This is a genomic window from Aquipseudomonas alcaligenes NBRC 14159 (assembly GCF_000467105.1).
Lineage (GTDB): Bacteria > Pseudomonadota > Gammaproteobacteria > Pseudomonadales > Pseudomonadaceae > Aquipseudomonas > Aquipseudomonas alcaligenes.
The window spans coordinates 118,994-137,024 of record NZ_BATI01000018.1; the positions used below are offsets into that span (position 1 = coordinate 118,994).

Sequence of the window (18,031 nt, forward strand, 5' to 3'; positions counted from 1 at the left end):
GGAGGCCTAACCCGACTTATCAAGGAACTATCATGTCCCAAGTCAATATGCGCGATATGCTGAAGGCCGGTGTGCACTTCGGCCACCAGACCCGTTACTGGAACCCGAAAATGGGCAAGTACATTTTCGGCGCGCGCAACAAGATTCACATCATCAACCTCGAAAAAACCCTGCCGATGTTCAACGAAGCTCTGTCCTTCGTTGAGAAGCTGGCTGCCGGCAAGAACAAGATCCTGTTCGTTGGCACCAAGCGCTCCGCCGGCAAGATCGTGGCTGAAGAAGCTGCACGCTGCGGTTCTCCGTATGTCGACCACCGCTGGCTCGGCGGCATGCTGACCAACTACAAGACCATCCGTGCTTCGATCAAGCGCCTGCGCGATCTGGAAACCCAGTCCCAGGACGGCACCTTCGCCAAGCTGACCAAGAAAGAAGCCCTGATGCGCTCCCGTGATCTGGAAAAACTGGATCGCAGCCTGGGCGGCATCAAGGACATGGGCGGTCTGCCGGACGCGCTGTTCGTGATCGACGTTGACCACGAGCGCATCGCCATTACCGAAGCCAACAAGCTGGGCATCCCGGTCATCGGCGTTGTCGATACCAACAGCAGCCCGGAAGGCGTTGACTACATCATCCCGGGTAACGACGACGCCATCCGCGCCATCCAGCTGTACATGGGTGCCATGGCCGACGCCGTGCTTCGTGGTCGTGGTAACACCGCTGGTGGCGCCGACGAGTTCGTCGAAGAAGCCGCCTCCGAGGCCAGCGAAGGCTGATAACGGGATCGAGCATCCCGTTGTGCGAGAAGGGGGCTAGGCCCCCTTTTTGCCACTTACGAATTTTGTGCCCGGCGTGGTCGGGTTGAATGGTTGAACACCACTTCAAGAGGATTAGGAACATGGCAGAAATCACTGCAGCCCTGGTTAAAGAACTGCGCGAGCGTACTGGCCAAGGCATGATGGAATGCAAGAAGGCTCTGGTTGCCGCCGGTGGCGACATCGAAAAGGCCATCGACGACATGCGCGCTTCCGGTGCCATCAAGGCCGCCAAGAAAGCCGGCAACGTCGCCGCTGAAGGCGCCATCGCCGCTCGCGTCGAAGGTGGTCGTGGCCTGCTGATCGAAGTCAACTCGCAGACCGACTTCCTGGCCTTGCAGGACGACTTCAAGGCCTTCGTCAAGGAAAGCCTGGACGAAGCCTTCGCGCAGAAGCTGACCGAAGCCGCTCCGCTGATCGCTTCCCGCGAGTCCGCTCGTGAAGCGCTGGTTGCCAAGTGTGGCGAGAACGTCAACATCCGCCGTCTGGCTGCTGTTGAAGGTGATGTCGTCGGTTCCTACCTGCACGGTCACCGCATCGGTGTTCTGGTTGTCCTGAAAGGCGGCAACGAAGAACTGGCCAAGCACGTTGCCATGCACGTTGCTGCTTCCAACCCTGCCGTGCTGAGCCCGTCGGATGTTTCCGAAGAGCTGATTGCCAAGGAAAAGGAAATCTTCCTGCAGCTGAACGCCGAGAAGATCGCCGGCAAGCCGGAAAACATCGTCGAGAACATGGTCAAGGGCCGTATCGCCAAGTTCCTGGCCGAAGCCAGCCTGGTCGAGCAAGCCTTCGTCATGGATCCGGAAGTCAAGGTCGGTGACCTGGTCAAGAAAGCCGGTGCCGAAATCGTTTCCTTCATCCGCTACGAAGTGGGTGAGGGCATCGAGAAGGTCGAAGCCGACTTCGCCGCCGAAGTTGCTGCTCAGGTAGCCGCTGCCAAGCAGTAAGACGGTTTCAAACTGTCGAACAGAAGAGGCTGCCCGCTCACGCGTGCAGCCTCTTTTGCAAAGCGCGGGGGTATCCCGCACGAATTCACCGGGCAGTAGTCTGACTGCCGGGTAAGATAAGTAGCCAAACAACGCCGCAGGAGAGATACGCAATGGCTCAGCAGGTGAGTGGTCGTCAACCTCGCTATAAACGCATTCTGCTCAAGTTAAGCGGCGAGGCCCTGATGGGGTCGGAGGAGTTCGGCATCGATCCCAAGGTGCTCGATCGCATGGCGCTGGAAGTCGGCCAGCTGGTCGGCATCGGCGTGCAGGTCGGCCTGGTGATCGGTGGTGGCAACTTGTTCCGCGGCGCGGCGCTGTCCGCTGCCGGCATGGACCGGGTCACCGGCGACCACATGGGTATGCTGGCCACCGTGATGAACGCCCTGGCCATGCGCGACGCGTTGGAGCGCTCGAACATCCCGGCGCTGGTGATGTCGGCCATCTCCATGGTCGGCGTAACCGATCATTACGACCGCCGCAAGGCCATGCGCCACCTGTCCGCGGGCGAGGTGGTGATCTTCGCCGCCGGCACCGGCAACCCGTTCTTCACCACCGATTCGGCGGCCTGCCTGCGTGCCATCGAGATCGATGCCGATCTGGTGCTGAAAGCCACCAAGGTAGATGGCGTGTACACTGCCGATCCTTTCAAGGACCCCAATGCGGAGAAGTTCGAGCGCCTGACCTATGACGAGGTGCTCGACCGCAAGCTGGGCGTGATGGACCTGACGGCCATCTGCCTGGTACGCGACCACAAGATGCCGCTGCGGGTCTTCAACATGAACAAGCCTGGCGCCCTGCTCAATATCGTGGTGGGCGGTGCCGAAGGAACCCTGATCGAGGAGGATGCACAATGATCAACGAGATCAAGAAAGACGCCCAGGAGCGTATGGTCAAAACCCTGGAGTCCCTGGGACGCAACCTGGCTTCCATTCGCACCGGTCGCGCGCACCCGAGCATTCTGGACAGCGTCAAGGTTCCGGCCTACGGCAGCGAGATGCCGCTGAATCAGGTTGCTGCGATCACCGTGGAAGATGCCCGCACCCTGAAGATCGTCGCCCACGACAAGACCCTCAGCGCCGCAATCGAGAAGGCCATCATGACCTCCGACCTCGGCCTGAACCCGAGCAGCGCTGGCGCCACCATCCGTGTGCCGATGCCGGCCCTGACCGAGGAGACCCGCAAGGGTTACACCAAGCAGGCGCGTGGTGTGGCCGAAGATGCCAAGGTGGCCGTGCGTAACGTGCGTCGCGATGCCCTGGCCGAGCTGAAGAAGCTGTCCAAGGACAAGGAAATCAGCGAGGACGAGGAGCGCCGCGCTGCCGACGAGGTGCAGAAGCTCACCGACAAGTTCGTTGCCGAAGTCGACAAGGCCCTGGAAGTCAAAGAAGCCGATCTGATGGCGGTGTGATGTGAGCAAGGCGAAGCAGGAAGCCTCGGCGCTGGTGCCGCGCCACGTTGCCATCATCATGGACGGCAACAACCGCTGGGCGAAGAAGCGTCTTCTGCCTGGTGTGGCCGGGCACAAGGCCGGCGTCGATGCGGTGCGCGCGGTCATCGAGGTGTGTGCCGAGGCTGGCGTGGAAGTGCTGACCCTGTTCGCCTTCTCCAGCGAGAACTGGCAGCGTCCGGCCGAGGAGGTCGGTGCGCTGATGGAGCTGTTCCTCTCGGCACTGCGCCGTGAAGCGCGCAAGCTGAAGGAAAACGCCATCAGCCTGCGCATCATCGGCGATCGTTCGCGTTTCCATCCGGAGCTGCAGGCCGCCATGCGCGAAGCCGAGCAGCAGACGGCCGGCGAGAGCCGATTCGTCCTGCAGGTCGCCGCCAACTACGGTGGCCAGTGGGACATCGCCCAGGCTGCGCAGCGCCTGGCGCGTGAAGTGCAAGCCGGCCACCTGCAACCGGAGGACATCACTCCCGGGCTGCTGCAGGGCTGTCTGGCCACGGGTGATCTGCCGTTGCCGGATCTGTGCATCCGCACCGGCGGCGAGCACCGCATCAGCAACTTCCTGCTCTGGCAGCTCGCCTATTCCGAGCTGTATTTCTCCGACCTGTACTGGCCGGACTTCAAGCACGAGGCCATGCGCAAGGCGCTGGCCGATTTTTCCAAGCGCCAGCGCCGCTTCGGCAAGACCAGCGAGCAGGTGGAAGCCGAGGCTCGTCAATGCTGAAGCAGCGCATCATCACTGCCCTGATCCTGTTGCCCATCGCCCTGGGCGGCTTCTTCCTGCTTGATGGAGCATGGTTCGCCCTGTTCATCGGCGCCGTGGTCACCCTGGGTGCCTGGGAGTGGGCGCGCCTGGCTGGCTTGGCGGCCCAGCCGCAGCGGGTGGCCTATGCCGCTGTGGTTGCGGCGCTGCTCTACGGCGCCTGGCTGCTGCCGGCGCTGGCGCCCTGGTTGCTGGGTGCCGCCGTGCTCTGGTGGCTGGCGGCGACCTTGCTGGTGCTCAGCTATCCGCAGAGCAGTCGCTACTGGGGTGGCTTGCCCGGCAAGCTGCTGATCGGTCTGCTGATCCTGCTGCCGGCCTGGCAGGGCCTGGTGCAGCTCAAGCAGTGGCCGCAGGCCAATGCGCTGATCATTGCCGTGATGGTGCTGGTGTGGGGCGCTGATATCGGCGCCTACTTCGCCGGCAAGACGTTCGGCAAACGCAAGCTGGCGCCGCGGGTCAGTCCCGGCAAGAGCTGGGAGGGCTTTTATGGTGGCCTGGTTGCCAGTCTGCTGATCACCCTGGTGGTTGGCTTGCAGCAGGGCTGGCAGGTAAACGGCTTGCTGCTGGCGCTGGGCGGTGCCGCCCTGGTGGTGGCAGTGTCGGTGATCGGTGACCTGACCGAGAGCATGTTCAAGCGCCAGTCCGGGATCAAGGACAGCAGCAATCTGCTGCCGGGGCATGGTGGCGTGCTCGATCGTATCGACAGCCTGACGGCGGCCGTTCCGCTGTTTGCGGTACTGCTTTGGTTGTCGGGGTGGGGCGCGCAGTGACTCAGCCGCAGCAGATCACCGTGCTGGGAGCCACCGGCTCCATCGGGCTCAGCACCCTCGATGTCATCGCTCGTCACCCTGAGCGTTACCAGGCTTTCGCGCTGACCGGCTATTCCCGGATGGCCGAGCTGGAGCAGCTCTGTGTCAGGCATCGCCCGCAGTTCGCCGTGGTGGCCGATCAGGCCAGTGCGGGGCGTCTGCAGGCTGCGCTGAATGCAGCCGGCCTGCCGACGCGAGTGCTGGTGGGCGAGGATGCGCTGTGCGAAGTGGCGTCTCATCCGCAGGTGGATGCGGTGATGGCGGCCATCGTCGGCGCTGCCGGCCTCAAGCCGACCCTGGCGGCGGTGCGTGCCGGCAAAAAGGTGCTGCTGGCCAACAAGGAAGCGCTGGTGATGTCCGGCGCTCTGTTCATGCAGGCGGTGCGCGAACACGGTGCCACCTTGCTGCCGATCGACAGCGAGCACAACGCTATCTTCCAGTGCCTGCCCGGCGACTATGGGCGTGGTCTGGGGGCGGTGGGCGTGCGACGCATTCTGCTGACCGCCTCCGGTGGTCCTTTCCGCGAGACGCCGCTGGATCAGCTGGAGAAAGTTTCCCCCGAGCAGGCCTGTGCCCACCCGAACTGGTCCATGGGGCGCAAGATCTCCGTGGATTCGGCGAGCATGATGAACAAGGGCTTGGAGCTGATCGAGGCCTGCTGGCTGTTCGATGCGCGACCGTCCCAGGTCGAGGTGGTGATCCACCCGCAGAGCGTGATCCACTCGCTGGTCGACTATGTCGACGGCTCGGTGCTGGCTCAGCTGGGTAATCCGGACATGCGTACGCCTATCGCCAATGCCCTGGCTTGGCCGGAGCGTATCGATTCCGGTGTGGCGCCGCTCGATCTGTTTGCCGTGGCGCGCCTGGATTTCCAGCGCCCCGACGAGCAGCGTTTTCCCTGTCTGCGTCTGGCGCGCCAGGCGGCCGAGGTAGGAGGTTGTGCACCGGCTCGGCTCAATGCGGCCAACGAAGTGGCCGTGGCGGCGTTTCTCGAGCGGCGCATCTGCTTTCCTGAGATCGCGCGTATCATCGAGGACACGCTGGATCGCGAGCCTTCGGCTGCGGTCGAAAACCTGGATGCCGTGCTGGCGGCGGATGCCCGCGCGCGAGCCCTGGCCAATGACTGGTTGAATCGCCACGGGCGTTGAGGCTCGGAGGAAGAGGCAATGAGCGCGCTGTACATGATCGTCGGCACCCTGATCGCCCTCGGGGTGCTGGTTACCTTCCACGAATTCGGGCACTTCTGGGTGGCCCGGCGTTGCGGCGTCAAGGTGCTGCGTTTTTCCGTCGGCTTCGGCAGCCCGCTGCTGCGCTGGCATGATCGTCAGGGTACCGAGTTCGTTGTCGCGGCCATTCCCCTGGGTGGCTACGTGAAGATGCTCGACGAGCGCGAGGGCGATGTGCCGCCCGAACTGCTCGATCAGTCCTTCAATCGCAAGTCGGTGCGTCAGCGCATTGCCATCGTTGCCGCAGGTCCTGTGGCCAATTTCCTGCTGGCCATCCTGTTCTTCTGGATCATCGCCATGCTCGGCGTGCAGCAGGTGCGTCCGGTAATCGGCCAGGTCGAGCCGGGCAGCCTGGCTGAAAGCGCAGGGTTGCGGGCTGGGCAGGAAATCGTTTCCATTGATGGTGAGCTGACTTCGGGCTGGTCGGCGGTCAACCTGCAGTTGGTGCGTCGTCTGGGCGAGAGCGGCATCGTCGAGTTACAGGTGCGTGACGACGGCGGCTCGCTGGTTTCCAGTCGTCAGCTGGTGCTGCGTGACTGGTTGCGGGGTGTCGACGAGCCGGATCCGTTGGCGTCGCTGGGCATTCGCCCCTGGCGCCCGGCTACCGATCCGGTGGTCAGTGAGCTGGATCCGGAAGGGCCGGCGCAGGCCGCTGGCGTACGCCTGGGTGATCGTCTGTTGGCGCTGGCTGAGCAGCGTGTGGATGACTGGCAGCAAGTGGTTGACTGGGTGCGCAAGCATCCGGGTGAAGTCGTTGCCTTGCGTCTGACGCGCAACGGCGAGCAGATCGAGCTGCCGATCACGCTGGCCGCAAAAGGCGAGGGCGAGGCTCGCGCCGGTTACCTGGGGGTGGGCGTCAAGGGTGGGGAGTGGCCGGCCCGCATGCTCCGCGAGGTCAGCTTCGGTCCGCTCGAGGGCGTTGCTGAAAGCCTCCGGCGTACCTGGGGCATGACCGTGCTAACCCTTGATTCGCTGAAGAAAATGCTGTTCGGCGAGCTCTCGGTAAAAAACTTGAGTGGGCCGATAACCATTGCTAAAGTGGCGGGCGCTTCGGCTCAGTCCGGCGTGGCGGATTTCCTCAATTTCCTCGCCTATCTGAGCATTAGCCTGGGGGTTCTCAATTTGCTGCCCATTCCTGTGCTGGATGGGGGGCATTTGCTGTTTTACCTGGTCGAGTGGGTGCGTGGTCGCCCACTGTCCGAGCGGGTGCAGGGTTGGGGCATTCAGATCGGTATCAGTCTGGTGCTGGGGGTTATGTTGCTGGCCCTGGTCAATGATTTGAGCCGTCTGTAACCGAATAGCTGAATTCCGAATCTGCCGCGTCTCGCGGCAGTTTCTTTATTATCAGTTGGAATAAGAAAGGACTTCATGAAACGTCTGCTGCTACCTGCGGTGCTCGCCGCGCTGATGATCGCCGAAGTTCACGCCGAGTCCTTCACCATCTCAGATATCCGCGTCAACGGCCTGCAGCGGGTTTCCGCCGGCAGCCTGTTTGGTGCCCTGCCGCTGAATGTCGGTGATCAGGTCGACGAGCGTCGCCTCGGCGAGGCCACTCGCTCGCTGTTCAAGACCGGCTTCTTCCAGGATATCCAGCTGGGTCGTGAAGGCGACGTGCTGGTGGTCAACGTGACCGAGCGCCCGTCGATCTCCACCATCGAGATCGAAGGCAACAAGGCGATCACCACCGAAGACCTGATAAAAGGTCTGCAGCAGTCCGGCCTGGCCGAAGGCGAGATCTTCCAGCGCGCCACTCTCGAAGGCGTGCGCAACGAGTTGCTGCGCCAGTATGTAGCCCAGGGCCGCTACTCCGCCGAAATCGAGGCCGAAGTGATCCCCCAGCCGCGCAACCGTGTGGCGCTGAAGATCACCATCAACGAAGGCTCGGTCGCCGCCATTCAGCACATCAACGTGGTCGGCAACAGCGTCTTCCCGGATGAAGACCTGACCACCCTGTTCGAGTTAAAGACTACCAACTGGCTGTCCTTCTTCAAGAACGACGACAAGTATGCCCGCGAGAAGCTGTCTGGTGACCTGGAGCGTCTGCGTTCCTATTACCTGGACCGCGGCTACATCAACATGGATATCTCCTCTACCCAGGTATCCATTACCCCGGACAAGAAGCACGTCTACATCACCGTCAACGTCGAAGAAGGCGAGAAATACAGCGTCAGCGAAGTGAAGCTCTCCGGTGACCTCAAGGTGCCGCAGGAAGAAATCGAGAAGCTGCTGCTGGTCAAGGAAGGGCAGGTTTTCTCGCGCAAGGTGATGACCACCACCTCCGAGCTGATCACCCGTCGTCTGGGTAACGAGGGCTATACCTTCGCCAACGTCAACGGTGTGCCGCAGCCCAACGACGAAGACAAGACCGTCGCCATCACCTTCGTGGTCGACCCAGGCAAGCGTGCCTACGTCAACCGCATCAACTTCCGTGGCAACACCAAGACCGAAGACGAAGTGCTGCGTCGCGAGATGCGCCAGATGGAAGGTGGTTGGGCCTCCACCTACCTGATCGACCAGTCCAAGGTGCGCCTGGAACGCCTTGGCTACTTCAAGGAAGTCAACGTCGAGACTCCGCAGGTTCCGGGTACCGACGACCAGGTCGACGTCAACTACAGCGTCGAAGAGCAGCCGTCCGGCTCCATCACCGCCAGCGTCGGTTTTGCCCAGAACGCCGGTCTGATCCTGGGTGGCTCGATCAGCCAGAACAACTTCCTGGGTACCGGTAACAAGGTCAGCGTCGGCCTGACCCGCTCCGAGTACCAGACCCGTTACAGCTTCGGCTTCGTCGACCCCTACTGGACCGTCGACGGCGTCAGCCTGGGTTACAACGCCTTCTACCGCACCACCGACTACGATGACCTCGACGTCGACGTATCGAGCTATGCGGTGGACAGCTACGGTGCCGGCATGAGCATCGGTTATCCGATCAGCGAAACCTCGCGCCTGACCTATGGCCTGACCATTCAGCAGGACAGCATCGATACCGGCGACTATACGGTCGACGAGATCATCAACTTCATGGAGCAGGAGGGCGACAGCTACCTGAACCTGAAGGCGTCCATCGGCTGGTCCGAGTCGACTCTGAACCGCGGCGTGCTGGCCAACCGTGGTCATTCGCAAAGCCTGGTGCTGGAAAGCACCGTGCCGGGCAGTGACCTGTCGTTCTTCAAGATCGACTACCGCGGCCAGGTATTCACCCCGCTGAACGACAAGTACACCCTGCGCTTCCATACCGAACTGGGCTTCGGTGATGCCTATGGCTCCACCTCCGAACTGCCGTTCTACGAGCACTACTTCGCCGGTGGCTTCAACTCGGTGCGTGGTTTCGAGGACAGCAGCCTGGGCCCGCGCAGTACCCCGAGCGTGGTGCGCAACTCCAAAGGTGAGATCGTCTACAACGTTCAGGACAAGTACGGGCGCTATACCGACCCGGATCAGGACCCGCTGCCATTCGGTGGCAACGTATTGGTCCAGGGTGGTGCGGAGTTGCTGTTCCCGCTGCCATTCGTCAAGGACCAGCGCTCCCTGCGTACCGCACTGTTCTGGGATGTGGGTAATGTGTACGACACTTCCTGCTCTTCCTCGTCGCCGAGTTGCAACAATATCGACTTCGGCGATCTGGCGAGCTCCGTCGGTGTCGGGGTGACTTGGGTTACCGCCATGGGTCCGCTGAGCTTCAGCCTGGCGGCGCCGATCAAGAAGCCGGAAGAAGCGGATACCCAGATATTCCAGTTCTCGCTGGGCCAAACTTTCTAATTTGCTAGACAACGTGTTTTGTTGCAGGAGTGCATCGTGCGTAAGTTGACTCAACTGGTTCTGGTCGCAGCAGCCATGATGGCGACCCCGGCCTTCGCCGAGATGAAGATCGCGGTGATGAATTATCAGATGGCCCTGCTCGAGTCGGACGCCGCCAAGAAGTACGCCGTGGATGCCGAGAAGAAGTTCGGTCCGCAGCTGAACAAGCTCAAGCAGCTGGAAGCCGATGCCAAGCGTATTCAGGATCGCCTGGTAAAGGATGCCGAGAAGATGCAGCAGGCCGAGCGCGAGCGTCTGGAACTGGAGTTCAAGCAGAAGGCGCGCGACTTCCAGTTCCAGTCCAAGGAGCTGAACGAAGCCAAGGCCATCTCCGACCGCGACATGCTCAAGCAGCTCAAGCCGAAGCTGGACAAGGCCGTCGAGGAAGTGATCAAGCAGGGTAACTACGATCTGGTGCTCGAGCGTGGCGCCGTGGTCGACGTCAAGCCGCAGTACGAGATCACCCGCCAGGTCATCGAGCGCATGAACTCGCAGCGCTGATCATGAGCGCACCGGTATTTACCCTCGGTCAGCTGGCCGAGCGTCTCGGCGCCACCCTGCGTGGTGCCGCGGACAAGCCGATCCGTGGTCTGGCAACCCTGCAGGATGCCGGCCCGGATCAGCTGAGCTTCCTGGCCAATGCGCAGTACCGCAAGTTTCTCGCCGAGACCCGCGCCGGAGTCGTGCTGCTGACCGCCGCCGATGCCGAAGGCTATGCGGGCGACGCGCTGCTGGTGGCCAATCCCTATCTGGCCTTCGCCGAACTCTCGCACCTGTTCGACCGCAAGCCGGTGGCACCTGCCGGCGTGCATCCGACCGCACTGGTGGCGGCTGATGCGCAGGTCGACCCGAGCGCCAGCATCGGTGCCTACGCGGTGATCGAGAGCGGTGCGCGTATTGCCGCTGGCGTGAGCATTGGTGCGCATTGCGTCATCGGTGCGCGCAGCGAAATCGGCGAGGGCGGCTGGCTGGCGCCGCGCGTGACCCTTTATCACGATGTGAAGATCGGCAAGCGCGTGGTCATCCAGTCCGGCGCCGTACTCGGTGGAGAGGGCTTCGGCTTTGCCAACGACAAGGGCGTCTGGCAGAAAATCGCGCAGATCGGTGGCGTGGTGCTGGGTGACGACGTGGAAGTCGGCGCCAATACCACCATCGACCGTGGCGCCCTGGCCGATACCGTCATCGGTAACGGCGTGAAGCTGGATAACCAGATCATGATCGCGCACAACGTGCAGATCGGTGATCACACCGCGATGGCCGGCTGCGCCGGGATTTCCGGCAGCACCAAGATCGGCAAGCACTGCATGATCGCCGGTGGTGTCGGCATGGTTGGCCACATCGAGGTGTGTGACAACGTGTTCGTCACCGGCATGACCATGGTCACCCGCTCGATCACCGAGCCGGGCGCCTATTCTTCCGGTACCGCCATGCAAACGGCGGCCGACTGGAAGAAGAGCGCGGCCCGTATCCGTCAACTGGACGACATGGCGAAGCGCCTGCGCGAGCTGGAAAAGCGCCTCGCCGCCGTGACCCCGGACGACCAGGCCTCATCTGATGCCTGATCGTGCCTGAGGCACGCCTCCACTTTAAGTAAAGGCTTTACGCACATGATGGACATCAACGAGATTCGCGAATACCTGCCGCACCGCTATCCCTTCCTGCTGGTGGATCGCGTTGCCGAGCTGGATATCGAAGGCAAGACCATTCGCGCTTACAAGAATGTCAGCATCAACGAGCCTTTCTTCAACGGCCACTTCCCCGAGCACCCGATCATGCCGGGCGTGCTGATCATCGAGGCGATGGCCCAGGCTGCCGGTATCCTCGGCTTCAAGATGCTCGACGTGAAACCGGCCGACGGTACCCTTTATTATTTCGTGGGCTCGGACAAGCTGCGTTTCCGTCAGCCAGTACTGCCGGGCGACCAACTGGTACTCGAAGCTCGCTTCCTCAGCGTCAAGCGCAGCATCTGGAAGTTCGAGTGCCGTGCCAGCGTCGATGGCAAGGAAGTCTGCTCGGCCGAAATCATCTGTGCGGAACGCAAGCTATGAGTCTGATCGACCCTCGCGCCATCATCGATCCGTCGGCCAAGCTGGCTGCGGATGTCCAGGTCGGCCCTTGGTCGATCATCGGGCCCGATGTGGAAATCGGCGAGGGTACCGTGGTCGGTCCGCATGTCGTGCTCAAGGGGCCGACCGTGATCGGCAAGCACAACAAGATCTACCAGTTTTCCTCGGTGGGCGAGGATACCCCTGACCTCAAGTACAAGGGCGAGCCCACCCGGCTGGTGATCGGCGATCACAATGTGATTCGCGAAGGCGTGACCATCCACCGTGGCACCGTGCAGGATCGCAGCGAAACCACCATCGGCAGTCACAACCTGCTGATGGCCTATGTACATGTCGGCCACGACAGCGTGATCGGCAACCACTGCATCCTGGTCAACAACACTGCGCTGGCCGGTCATGTGTGGGTCGACGACTGGGCGATCCTCTCCGGCTTCACCCTGGTTCACCAGTTCTGCCGCATTGGCGCCCACAGCTTCTCCGGCATGGGCACGGCCATCGGCAAGGACGTACCGGCTTACGTCACCGTCTTCGGCAACCCCGCCGAGGCGCGCAGCATGAATTTCGAGGGCATGCGTCGCCGCGGCTTCAGTGCCGAGGCCATCGCCGCCCTGCGTCGCGCCTACAAGGTGGTCTATCGTCAGGGCCTGACCGTCGAGCAGGCACTGGCCGAGCTGGCCGAGTCCGCTGCCCAGTTCCCGGAAGTCGCGGTGTTCCGCGATTCCGTTCAGGCTTCGACCCGCGGCATCACCCGCTGATATGAGTTGCCCCCTCCGCGTGGCGCTGGTGGCCGGCGAGGCCTCCGGCGATATCCTCGGCGCCGGCCTGATGCAGGCGCTCAAGCAGCAACATCCGCAGATCGAATTCATCGGCGTCGGCGGTCCGCGCATGGAGGCCGAGGGCCTGGTCTCCGCCTTCCCCATGGAGCGTCTGGCTGTGATGGGCCTGGTCGAGGTGCTGGGGCGCCTGCGCGAGCTGCTGGCGCGGCGCAAGCGCCTGATCCGGGAGCTGGTCGCGGCCCGGCCAGACGTGTTCATCGGCATCGATGCTCCGGATTTCAACCTGACCCTCGAGCTCAAGCTGCGCCAGGCCGGCATCAAGACCGTGCACTACGTCAGCCCTTCGGTATGGGCCTGGCGGCAGAAGCGCGTGCTGAAGATTCGCGATGCCTGCGACCTGATGCTGACGCTGTTCCCCTTCGAGGCGCGTTTCTACCTGGAGCATCAGGTGCCGGTGCGCTTCGTCGGCCACCCATTGGCCAACACCATACCGCTGCAGGCCGACCGCGTCGGCGCCCGCGAGGCGCTCGGCCTGGCGCCGGATGAGCCGGTGGTGGCCCTGCTGCCGGGTAGCCGGGGTGGCGAAGTGGCGCGCCTCGGCGCGCTGTTCCTCGATGCCGCCGAGCGCCTGCGCACGCTGCGCCCCGGTATCCGCTTCGTGCTGCCCTGTGCCAATGCCGAGCGCCGCGCGCAGCTGGAGGCCATGCTGGCCGGGCGCAACCTGCCGCTGCTGTTGCTCGATGGCCGCTCCCATGAGGCGCTGGCCGCCTGCGACGCAGTCCTGATCGCCTCCGGTACCGCCACCCTGGAAGCCCTGCTGCACAAACGGCCGATGGTGGTGGCCTACAAGGTGGCGCCGCTGACCTACCGTATCCTCAAGCGCCTGGTGAAGAGCCCTTATATTTCGTTGCCCAACCTGCTGGCCGAGCGTTTGCTGGTGCCCGAGCTGATTCAGGATGCCGCGACACCGGACGCCCTGGCCCAGACGCTGGCGCCGCTGCTGGACGATGGCGCGGTGCAGACCGAAGGCTTCGACGTTATCCACCGCGCGTTGCGCCAGGATGCCTCGCAGCAGGCCGCCGACGCCGTGCTCAAGCTGGTTGGGCAGGCCTGATGCAGCTGGGTCTGGATTTCACGCTGGTCGAGGAGCTGGTCGCCGGCGTCGACGAGGTCGGTCGCGGCCCGCTCTGTGGTCCGGTGGTCACCGCTGCGGTGATTCTCGACCCGGCCCGTCCCATCGTCGGTCTCAACGACTCGAAGAAGCTGACCGAGGCGCGCCGCGAGAAACTGTTCGACGAGATTCGCGAAAAGGCCCTGGCCTGGTGCATCGCCCGCGCCGAGGTGGAGGAGATCGACCAGCTGAATATCCTGCATGCCACCATGCTGGCCATGCAGCGTGCCGTCGAAGGCCTGAGCATCACGCCGAAACTGGCGCTGATCGACGGCAACCGCTGCCCGAAGCTGGCGGTGCCCAGCGCCCCGGTAGTCGGTGGCGACGCCCAGGTGCCGGCGATCGCCGCCGCTTCGATCCTGGCCAAGGTCAGTCGTGATCGCGAGATGGCCGAGATGGAGAAGCTCTACCCCGGCTACGGCATCGGCGGGCACAAGGGTTATCCCACGCCGGTGCATCTGGAAGCGCTCAAGCGCCTGGGCGCCACGCCCATCCATCGGCGTTCGTTTGCGCCGGTACGCAATGTGCTTGAAGGGATCGAATAAGCGCCACACGGCGGGTTCGCAAGCTGATGTTTAAGTCGAGGCCCGGTACAATCCGGGCCTTATCGTTTCTGTGTCACCAACGGGATTGCCATGACCGCCAGCTTCGTCCATCTGCGCCTGCACACCGAGTTCTCCCTGGTCGACGGGCTGGTGCGGGTCAAACCCCTGGTCAAGGCCGTGGCGGCTGCCGGTATGCCGGCCGTGGCCGTCACCGACATGAGCAACATGTGCTCGCTGGTGAAGTTCTACAAGACCGCCATGGGCGCCGGCATCAAGCCGATCTGCGGCGCCGATATCTGGCTGGCCAGCCCGGAAGAGGATGGCCCGCTGTCGCGCCTGACCCTGCTGGTGATGAATGCCAAGGGCTACCGCAACCTTACCGAGCTGATTTCCCGCGGCTGGGCCGAGGGCCAGGACAACGGCTTGGTGATCATCCAGCGCGACTGGGTCAAGGAGTCCGCCGAGGGGCTGATCGCCCTGTCCGGCGCGCGCGAGGGCGAGGTCGGCATGGCCTTGCTGGCCGGCGAGGGCGCCCGCGCCGAGGCCTTCCTCAATGAGTGGCTGGCGGTATTCCCCGAGCGCTTCTACCTGGAAGTGCAGCGTACCAACCGGGTCAATGACGAGGAGCACCTGCACGCGGCTGCCGAACTGGCCGGGCGCACCGGCGTGCCGCTGGTGGCAACCAACGATGTGCGTTTCCTCAAGCAGGGCGACTTCGAGGCACATGAAACCCGCGTGTGCATCGGCGAGGGCCGTACCCTCGACGACCCGCGGCGGCCGCGCAACTACTCCGAGGAGCAGTACCTCAAGACGCCGCAAGAGATGGCCGAGCTGTTCTCCGACCTGCCCGAGGCGCTGGAGAACACGGTGGAGATCGCCAAGCGCTGCAACATCGAGGTGCAGTTGGGCAAGTACTTCCTTCCCGACTTCCCTACGCCCAACGGCATGGGCATCGACGACTACTTGCGCCATGCCTCCTTCGAGGGCCTGGAGGATCGTCTGCGCGTCCTGTTGCCCAAGGATACGCCGGACTACGAGGCGAAGAAGCAGGTCTATATCGACCGCCTCAACTTCGAGCTCGACATCATCATCCAGATGGGTTTCCCCGGTTACTTCCTCATCGTGATGGACTTCATCCAGTGGGCGAAGAACAACGGCGTGCCGGTGGGGCCTGGCCGGGGTTCGGGTGCCGGCTCGCTGGTGGCCTACGTGCTGAAGATCACCGACCTCGACCCGCTGGCCTATGACCTGCTGTTCGAGCGCTTCCTCAACCCCGAACGTATTTCCATGCCCGACTTCGACGTCGACTTCTGCATGGACGGCCGCGACCGGGTGATCGACTACGTGGCCGACAAGTACGGGCGCAACGCGGTGAGCCAGATCATCACCTTCGGCTCGATGGCGGCCAAGGCGGTGGTGCGCGACGTGGCGCGGGTGCAGGGCAAGTCCTACGGCCTGGCCGACCGCCTGTCGAAGATGATTCCCTTCGAAGTCGGCATGACCCTGGAGGCCGCCTACGAGCAGGAAGAGGTCCTGCGCGATTTCCTCAAGAGCGACGAGGAAGCCCAGGAAATCTGGGACATGGCGCTCAAGCTCGAAGGCATCGTGCGCGGCACCGGCAAGCACGCCGGTGGCGTGGTGATCGCGCCGACCAAGCTGACCGACTTCGCACCGACCTCCTGCGACGAGGAAGGTGGCGGTCTGGTGACACAATTCGACAAGGACGACGTCGAGCAGGCCGGCCTGGTTAAGTTCGACTTCCTCGGCCTGCGTACCCTGACCATCATCAAGTGGGCGATGGAGACCATCCATCGCATCCAGAAGCGCGATGGTGCCTCGGACGAAGAGCTGATCAACATCGACTTCATCCCGCTGGATGACAAGAAGACCTACGACATGCTGCAGAAGGCGGAGACCACCGCGGTCTTCCAGCTCGAATCGCGCGGCATGAAGGAGCTGATCAAGAAGCTCAAGCCGGACTGCCTGGAAGACATGATCGCACTGGTGGCGCTGTTCCGCCCCGGTCCGCTGCAGTCGGGCATGGTGGACGACTTCATCAACCGTAAGCACGGCCGCGAGCAGCTCTCCTACCCGCACCCGGATTACCAGTACGCGGGCCTGGAGCCGGTGCTCAAGCCCACCTACGGCATCATCCTGTACCAGGAACAGGTGATGCAGATCGCTCAGGTGATGGCCGGCTACACCCTTGGCGGCGCGGACATGCTGCGCCGCGCCATGGGCAAGAAAAAGCCCGAGGAGATGGCCAAGCAGCGCGGTGGCTTCATCGAGGGCTGCGCCAACAACGGCATCGATGCCGACCTGGCGGGCAACATCTTCGACCTGGTGGAAAAGTTCGCCGGTTACGGCTTCAACAAGTCGCACTCGGCCGCCTACGGCCTGGTTTCCTACCAGACCGCCTGGCTCAAGGCGCACTACCCGGCGCCGTTCATGGCGGCGGTGCTGTCGGCGGATATGCACAACACCGACAAGGTGGTGATCCTCATCGAGGAATGCCGCAACATGAAGCTGCGCATCGATGCGCCGGATGTGAACACCTCGGAGTTCAAGTTCACCGTCAACGACGACGGGCGCATCGTCTACGGCCTGGGCGCGGTCAAGGGCGTGGGCGAGGGGCCGGTGGAGGCCATCGTCGAGTGCCGCGCGGAGGGCGGGCCGTTCAAGGACCTGTTCGACTTCTGCAACCGCGTCGACCTCAAGCGCATCAACAAACGCACCCTGGAGGCGCTGATCCGCTCCGGCGCGCTGGACCGCCTCGGTCCCTACTACCAGGACGAGCTCAAGGCCTACCAGGCCAGCGTCGACCTCAACCGCGCCGTGTTGCTGGCGGCCATGGAAGAAGCGGTGCAGGCCGCCGAGCAGACCGCGCGCAGCCATGACAGTGGCCACATGGACCTGTTCGGCGGAGTCTTCGCCGAGCCCGAGGCGGACGTCTACGCCAACCATCGCAAGGCGCGCGAGCTGTCGATCAAGGAGCGCCTGAAAGGCGAGAAGGACACGCTCGGCCTGTACCTCACCGGCCACCCGATCGACGAGTACGAAGGCGAGGTGCGCCGTTTCGCCCGCCAGCGCATCGTCGAGCTGCGTGCCGCGCGCGACACCCAGACCATCGCCGGTCTGATCGTGGCGCTGCGGGTGATGAAGAACAAGAAGGGCGACAAGATGGGCTTCATCACCCTGGACGACCGCTCCGGGCGGATCGAGGCGTCGCTGTTCGCCGATGCCTTCGCCAGCGCCCAGGCGCTGCTGCAGACCGACGCGCTGGTGGTGGTCGAGGGTGAGGTGAGCAACGACGAGTTTTCCGGTGGCCTGCGCCTGCGCGCCAAGCGGGTGATGAGTCTGGAGGAGGCGCGCACCGGCCTGGCCGAGAGCCTGCGCATCCGCGCGCCGCGCGAAGCGCTGGCCGGAGACCGCCTGCGCTGGCTCGGCGAGCTGTTCGCCAAGCACCGCGGAGCCTGTCCGCTGACCCTGGACTACAGCGGCAGCGAGGCCAAGGCGGTGCTGCAGTTCGGCGAGCAGTGGCGCATCGACCCGGCGGACAACCTGATCCAGGCGCTGCGTGACCAGTTCGGCAAAGACAACGTCTTCCTCCAATACCGCTGAGGGGCGGGCCTCGG

16 protein-coding genes are annotated in these 18,031 nt (G+C 63.4%); all 16 read left to right on the forward strand.

From position 1 onward, the window contains the following. Positions 1–32 precede the first annotated feature (32 nt). Entirely contained in the window at positions 33–773 is a 741-nt protein-coding gene (gene rpsB / locus PA6_RS12145; protein ID WP_021701219.1) for a 30S ribosomal protein S2, read from the forward strand. A 122-nt stretch (positions 774–895) separates the two neighbouring features. Next, on the forward strand, positions 896–1,759 hold the full coding sequence (gene tsf, locus PA6_RS12150; RefSeq protein ID WP_021701220.1) for a translation elongation factor Ts: 864 nt from the start codon (positions 896–898) through the stop codon (positions 1,757–1,759). Positions 1,760–1,911: 152 nt separating this feature from the next. After that, positions 1,912–2,655 carry a UMP kinase gene (gene pyrH / locus PA6_RS12155; RefSeq protein WP_021701221.1) on the forward strand — a complete coding sequence of 248 codons (744 nt, stop codon included), beginning with the start codon at positions 1,912–1,914 and terminating at the stop codon, positions 2,653–2,655. Beyond that, positions 2,652–3,209 (forward strand): ribosome recycling factor, encoded by a 558-nt coding sequence (gene frr / locus PA6_RS12160; RefSeq protein WP_021701222.1) that lies wholly within the window; start codon positions 2,652–2,654, stop codon positions 3,207–3,209. The genes pyrH and frr overlap by 4 nt, the downstream gene beginning before the upstream one ends. A gap of 1 nt (position 3,210) precedes the next feature. Beyond that, on the forward strand, positions 3,211–3,969 hold the full coding sequence (gene uppS / locus PA6_RS12165; protein ID WP_021701223.1) for a polyprenyl diphosphate synthase: 759 nt from the start codon (positions 3,211–3,213) through the stop codon (positions 3,967–3,969). Beyond that, the gene (locus PA6_RS12170; RefSeq protein ID WP_021701224.1) at positions 3,963–4,778 is read left to right on the forward strand and encodes a phosphatidate cytidylyltransferase; all 816 of its coding nucleotides are present in this window, start codon (positions 3,963–3,965) and stop codon (positions 4,776–4,778) included. Before uppS ends, PA6_RS12170 begins: the two co-directional genes overlap by 7 nt. Next, a complete protein-coding gene (gene ispC, locus PA6_RS12175; RefSeq protein ID WP_021701225.1) occupies positions 4,775–5,965 on the forward strand; it encodes a 1-deoxy-D-xylulose-5-phosphate reductoisomerase in 1,191 nt (396 codons plus the stop codon). Before PA6_RS12170 ends, ispC begins: the two co-directional genes overlap by 4 nt. Before the next feature lie 18 nt (positions 5,966–5,983). Continuing rightward, entirely contained in the window at positions 5,984–7,336 is a 1,353-nt protein-coding gene (gene rseP / locus PA6_RS12180) for a sigma E protease regulator RseP (RefSeq protein ID WP_021701226.1), read from the forward strand. 75 nt (positions 7,337–7,411) lie between these two features. Continuing rightward, positions 7,412–9,799 (forward strand): outer membrane protein assembly factor BamA, encoded by a 2,388-nt coding sequence (bamA, locus tag PA6_RS12185; RefSeq protein ID WP_021701227.1) that lies wholly within the window; start codon positions 7,412–7,414, stop codon positions 9,797–9,799. A gap of 36 nt (positions 9,800–9,835) precedes the next feature. Next, positions 9,836–10,339, forward strand: a complete 504-nt coding sequence (locus tag PA6_RS12190) for an OmpH family outer membrane protein (RefSeq protein ID WP_021701228.1) — start codon at positions 9,836–9,838, stop codon at positions 10,337–10,339. 2 nt (positions 10,340–10,341) lie between these two features. Continuing rightward, positions 10,342–11,400 carry a UDP-3-O-(3-hydroxymyristoyl)glucosamine N-acyltransferase gene (gene lpxD, locus PA6_RS12195; protein WP_021701229.1) on the forward strand — a complete coding sequence of 353 codons (1,059 nt, stop codon included), beginning with the start codon at positions 10,342–10,344 and terminating at the stop codon, positions 11,398–11,400. A gap of 45 nt (positions 11,401–11,445) precedes the next feature. Further along, positions 11,446–11,886 (forward strand): 3-hydroxyacyl-ACP dehydratase FabZ, encoded by a 441-nt coding sequence (gene fabZ / locus PA6_RS12200; protein ID WP_021701230.1) that lies wholly within the window; start codon positions 11,446–11,448, stop codon positions 11,884–11,886. Beyond that, positions 11,883–12,659 (forward strand): acyl-ACP--UDP-N-acetylglucosamine O-acyltransferase, encoded by a 777-nt coding sequence (lpxA, locus tag PA6_RS12205; protein ID WP_021701231.1) that lies wholly within the window; start codon positions 11,883–11,885, stop codon positions 12,657–12,659. Before fabZ ends, lpxA begins: the two co-directional genes overlap by 4 nt. A gap of 1 nt (position 12,660) precedes the next feature. After that, positions 12,661–13,794 carry a lipid-A-disaccharide synthase gene (gene lpxB / locus PA6_RS12210; RefSeq protein ID WP_043216614.1) on the forward strand — a complete coding sequence of 378 codons (1,134 nt, stop codon included), beginning with the start codon at positions 12,661–12,663 and terminating at the stop codon, positions 13,792–13,794. Then, positions 13,794–14,396, forward strand: coding sequence for a ribonuclease HII (rnhB, locus tag PA6_RS12215; RefSeq protein ID WP_021701233.1), 603 nt, complete (start codon positions 13,794–13,796; stop codon positions 14,394–14,396). The genes lpxB and rnhB overlap by 1 nt, the downstream gene beginning before the upstream one ends. A gap of 90 nt (positions 14,397–14,486) precedes the next feature. Then, the gene (gene dnaE / locus PA6_RS12220; protein WP_021701234.1) at positions 14,487–18,017 is read left to right on the forward strand and encodes a DNA polymerase III subunit alpha; all 3,531 of its coding nucleotides are present in this window, start codon (positions 14,487–14,489) and stop codon (positions 18,015–18,017) included. Positions 18,018–18,031: the final 14 nt, after the last annotated feature.

What these genes read in the sequence shown, in the direction of transcription:
- rpsB (WP_021701219.1), top strand. Translation starts at nt 33, where the DNA reads ATGTCCCAAGTCAATATGCGCGATATGCTGAAGGCCGGTGTGCACTTC.
- tsf (WP_021701220.1), top strand. Translation starts at nt 896, where the DNA reads ATGGCAGAAATCACTGCAGCCCTGGTTAAAGAACTGCGCGAGCGTACT.
- pyrH (WP_021701221.1), top strand. Translation starts at nt 1,912, where the DNA reads ATGGCTCAGCAGGTGAGTGGTCGTCAACCTCGCTATAAACGCATTCTG.
- frr (WP_021701222.1), top strand. Translation starts at nt 2,652, where the DNA reads ATGATCAACGAGATCAAGAAAGACGCCCAGGAGCGTATGGTCAAAACC.
- PA6_RS12170 (WP_021701224.1), top strand. Translation starts at nt 3,963, where the DNA reads ATGCTGAAGCAGCGCATCATCACTGCCCTGATCCTGTTGCCCATCGCC.
- rseP (WP_021701226.1), top strand. Translation starts at nt 5,984, where the DNA reads ATGAGCGCGCTGTACATGATCGTCGGCACCCTGATCGCCCTCGGGGTG.
- bamA (WP_021701227.1), top strand. Translation starts at nt 7,412, where the DNA reads ATGAAACGTCTGCTGCTACCTGCGGTGCTCGCCGCGCTGATGATCGCC.
- lpxD (WP_021701229.1), top strand. Translation starts at nt 10,342, where the DNA reads ATGAGCGCACCGGTATTTACCCTCGGTCAGCTGGCCGAGCGTCTCGGC.
- fabZ (WP_021701230.1), top strand. Translation starts at nt 11,446, where the DNA reads ATGATGGACATCAACGAGATTCGCGAATACCTGCCGCACCGCTATCCC.
- lpxA (WP_021701231.1), top strand. Translation starts at nt 11,883, where the DNA reads ATGAGTCTGATCGACCCTCGCGCCATCATCGATCCGTCGGCCAAGCTG.
- lpxB (WP_043216614.1), top strand. Translation starts at nt 12,661, where the DNA reads ATGAGTTGCCCCCTCCGCGTGGCGCTGGTGGCCGGCGAGGCCTCCGGC.
- rnhB (WP_021701233.1), top strand. Translation starts at nt 13,794, where the DNA reads ATGCAGCTGGGTCTGGATTTCACGCTGGTCGAGGAGCTGGTCGCCGGC.
- dnaE (WP_021701234.1), top strand. Translation starts at nt 14,487, where the DNA reads ATGACCGCCAGCTTCGTCCATCTGCGCCTGCACACCGAGTTCTCCCTG.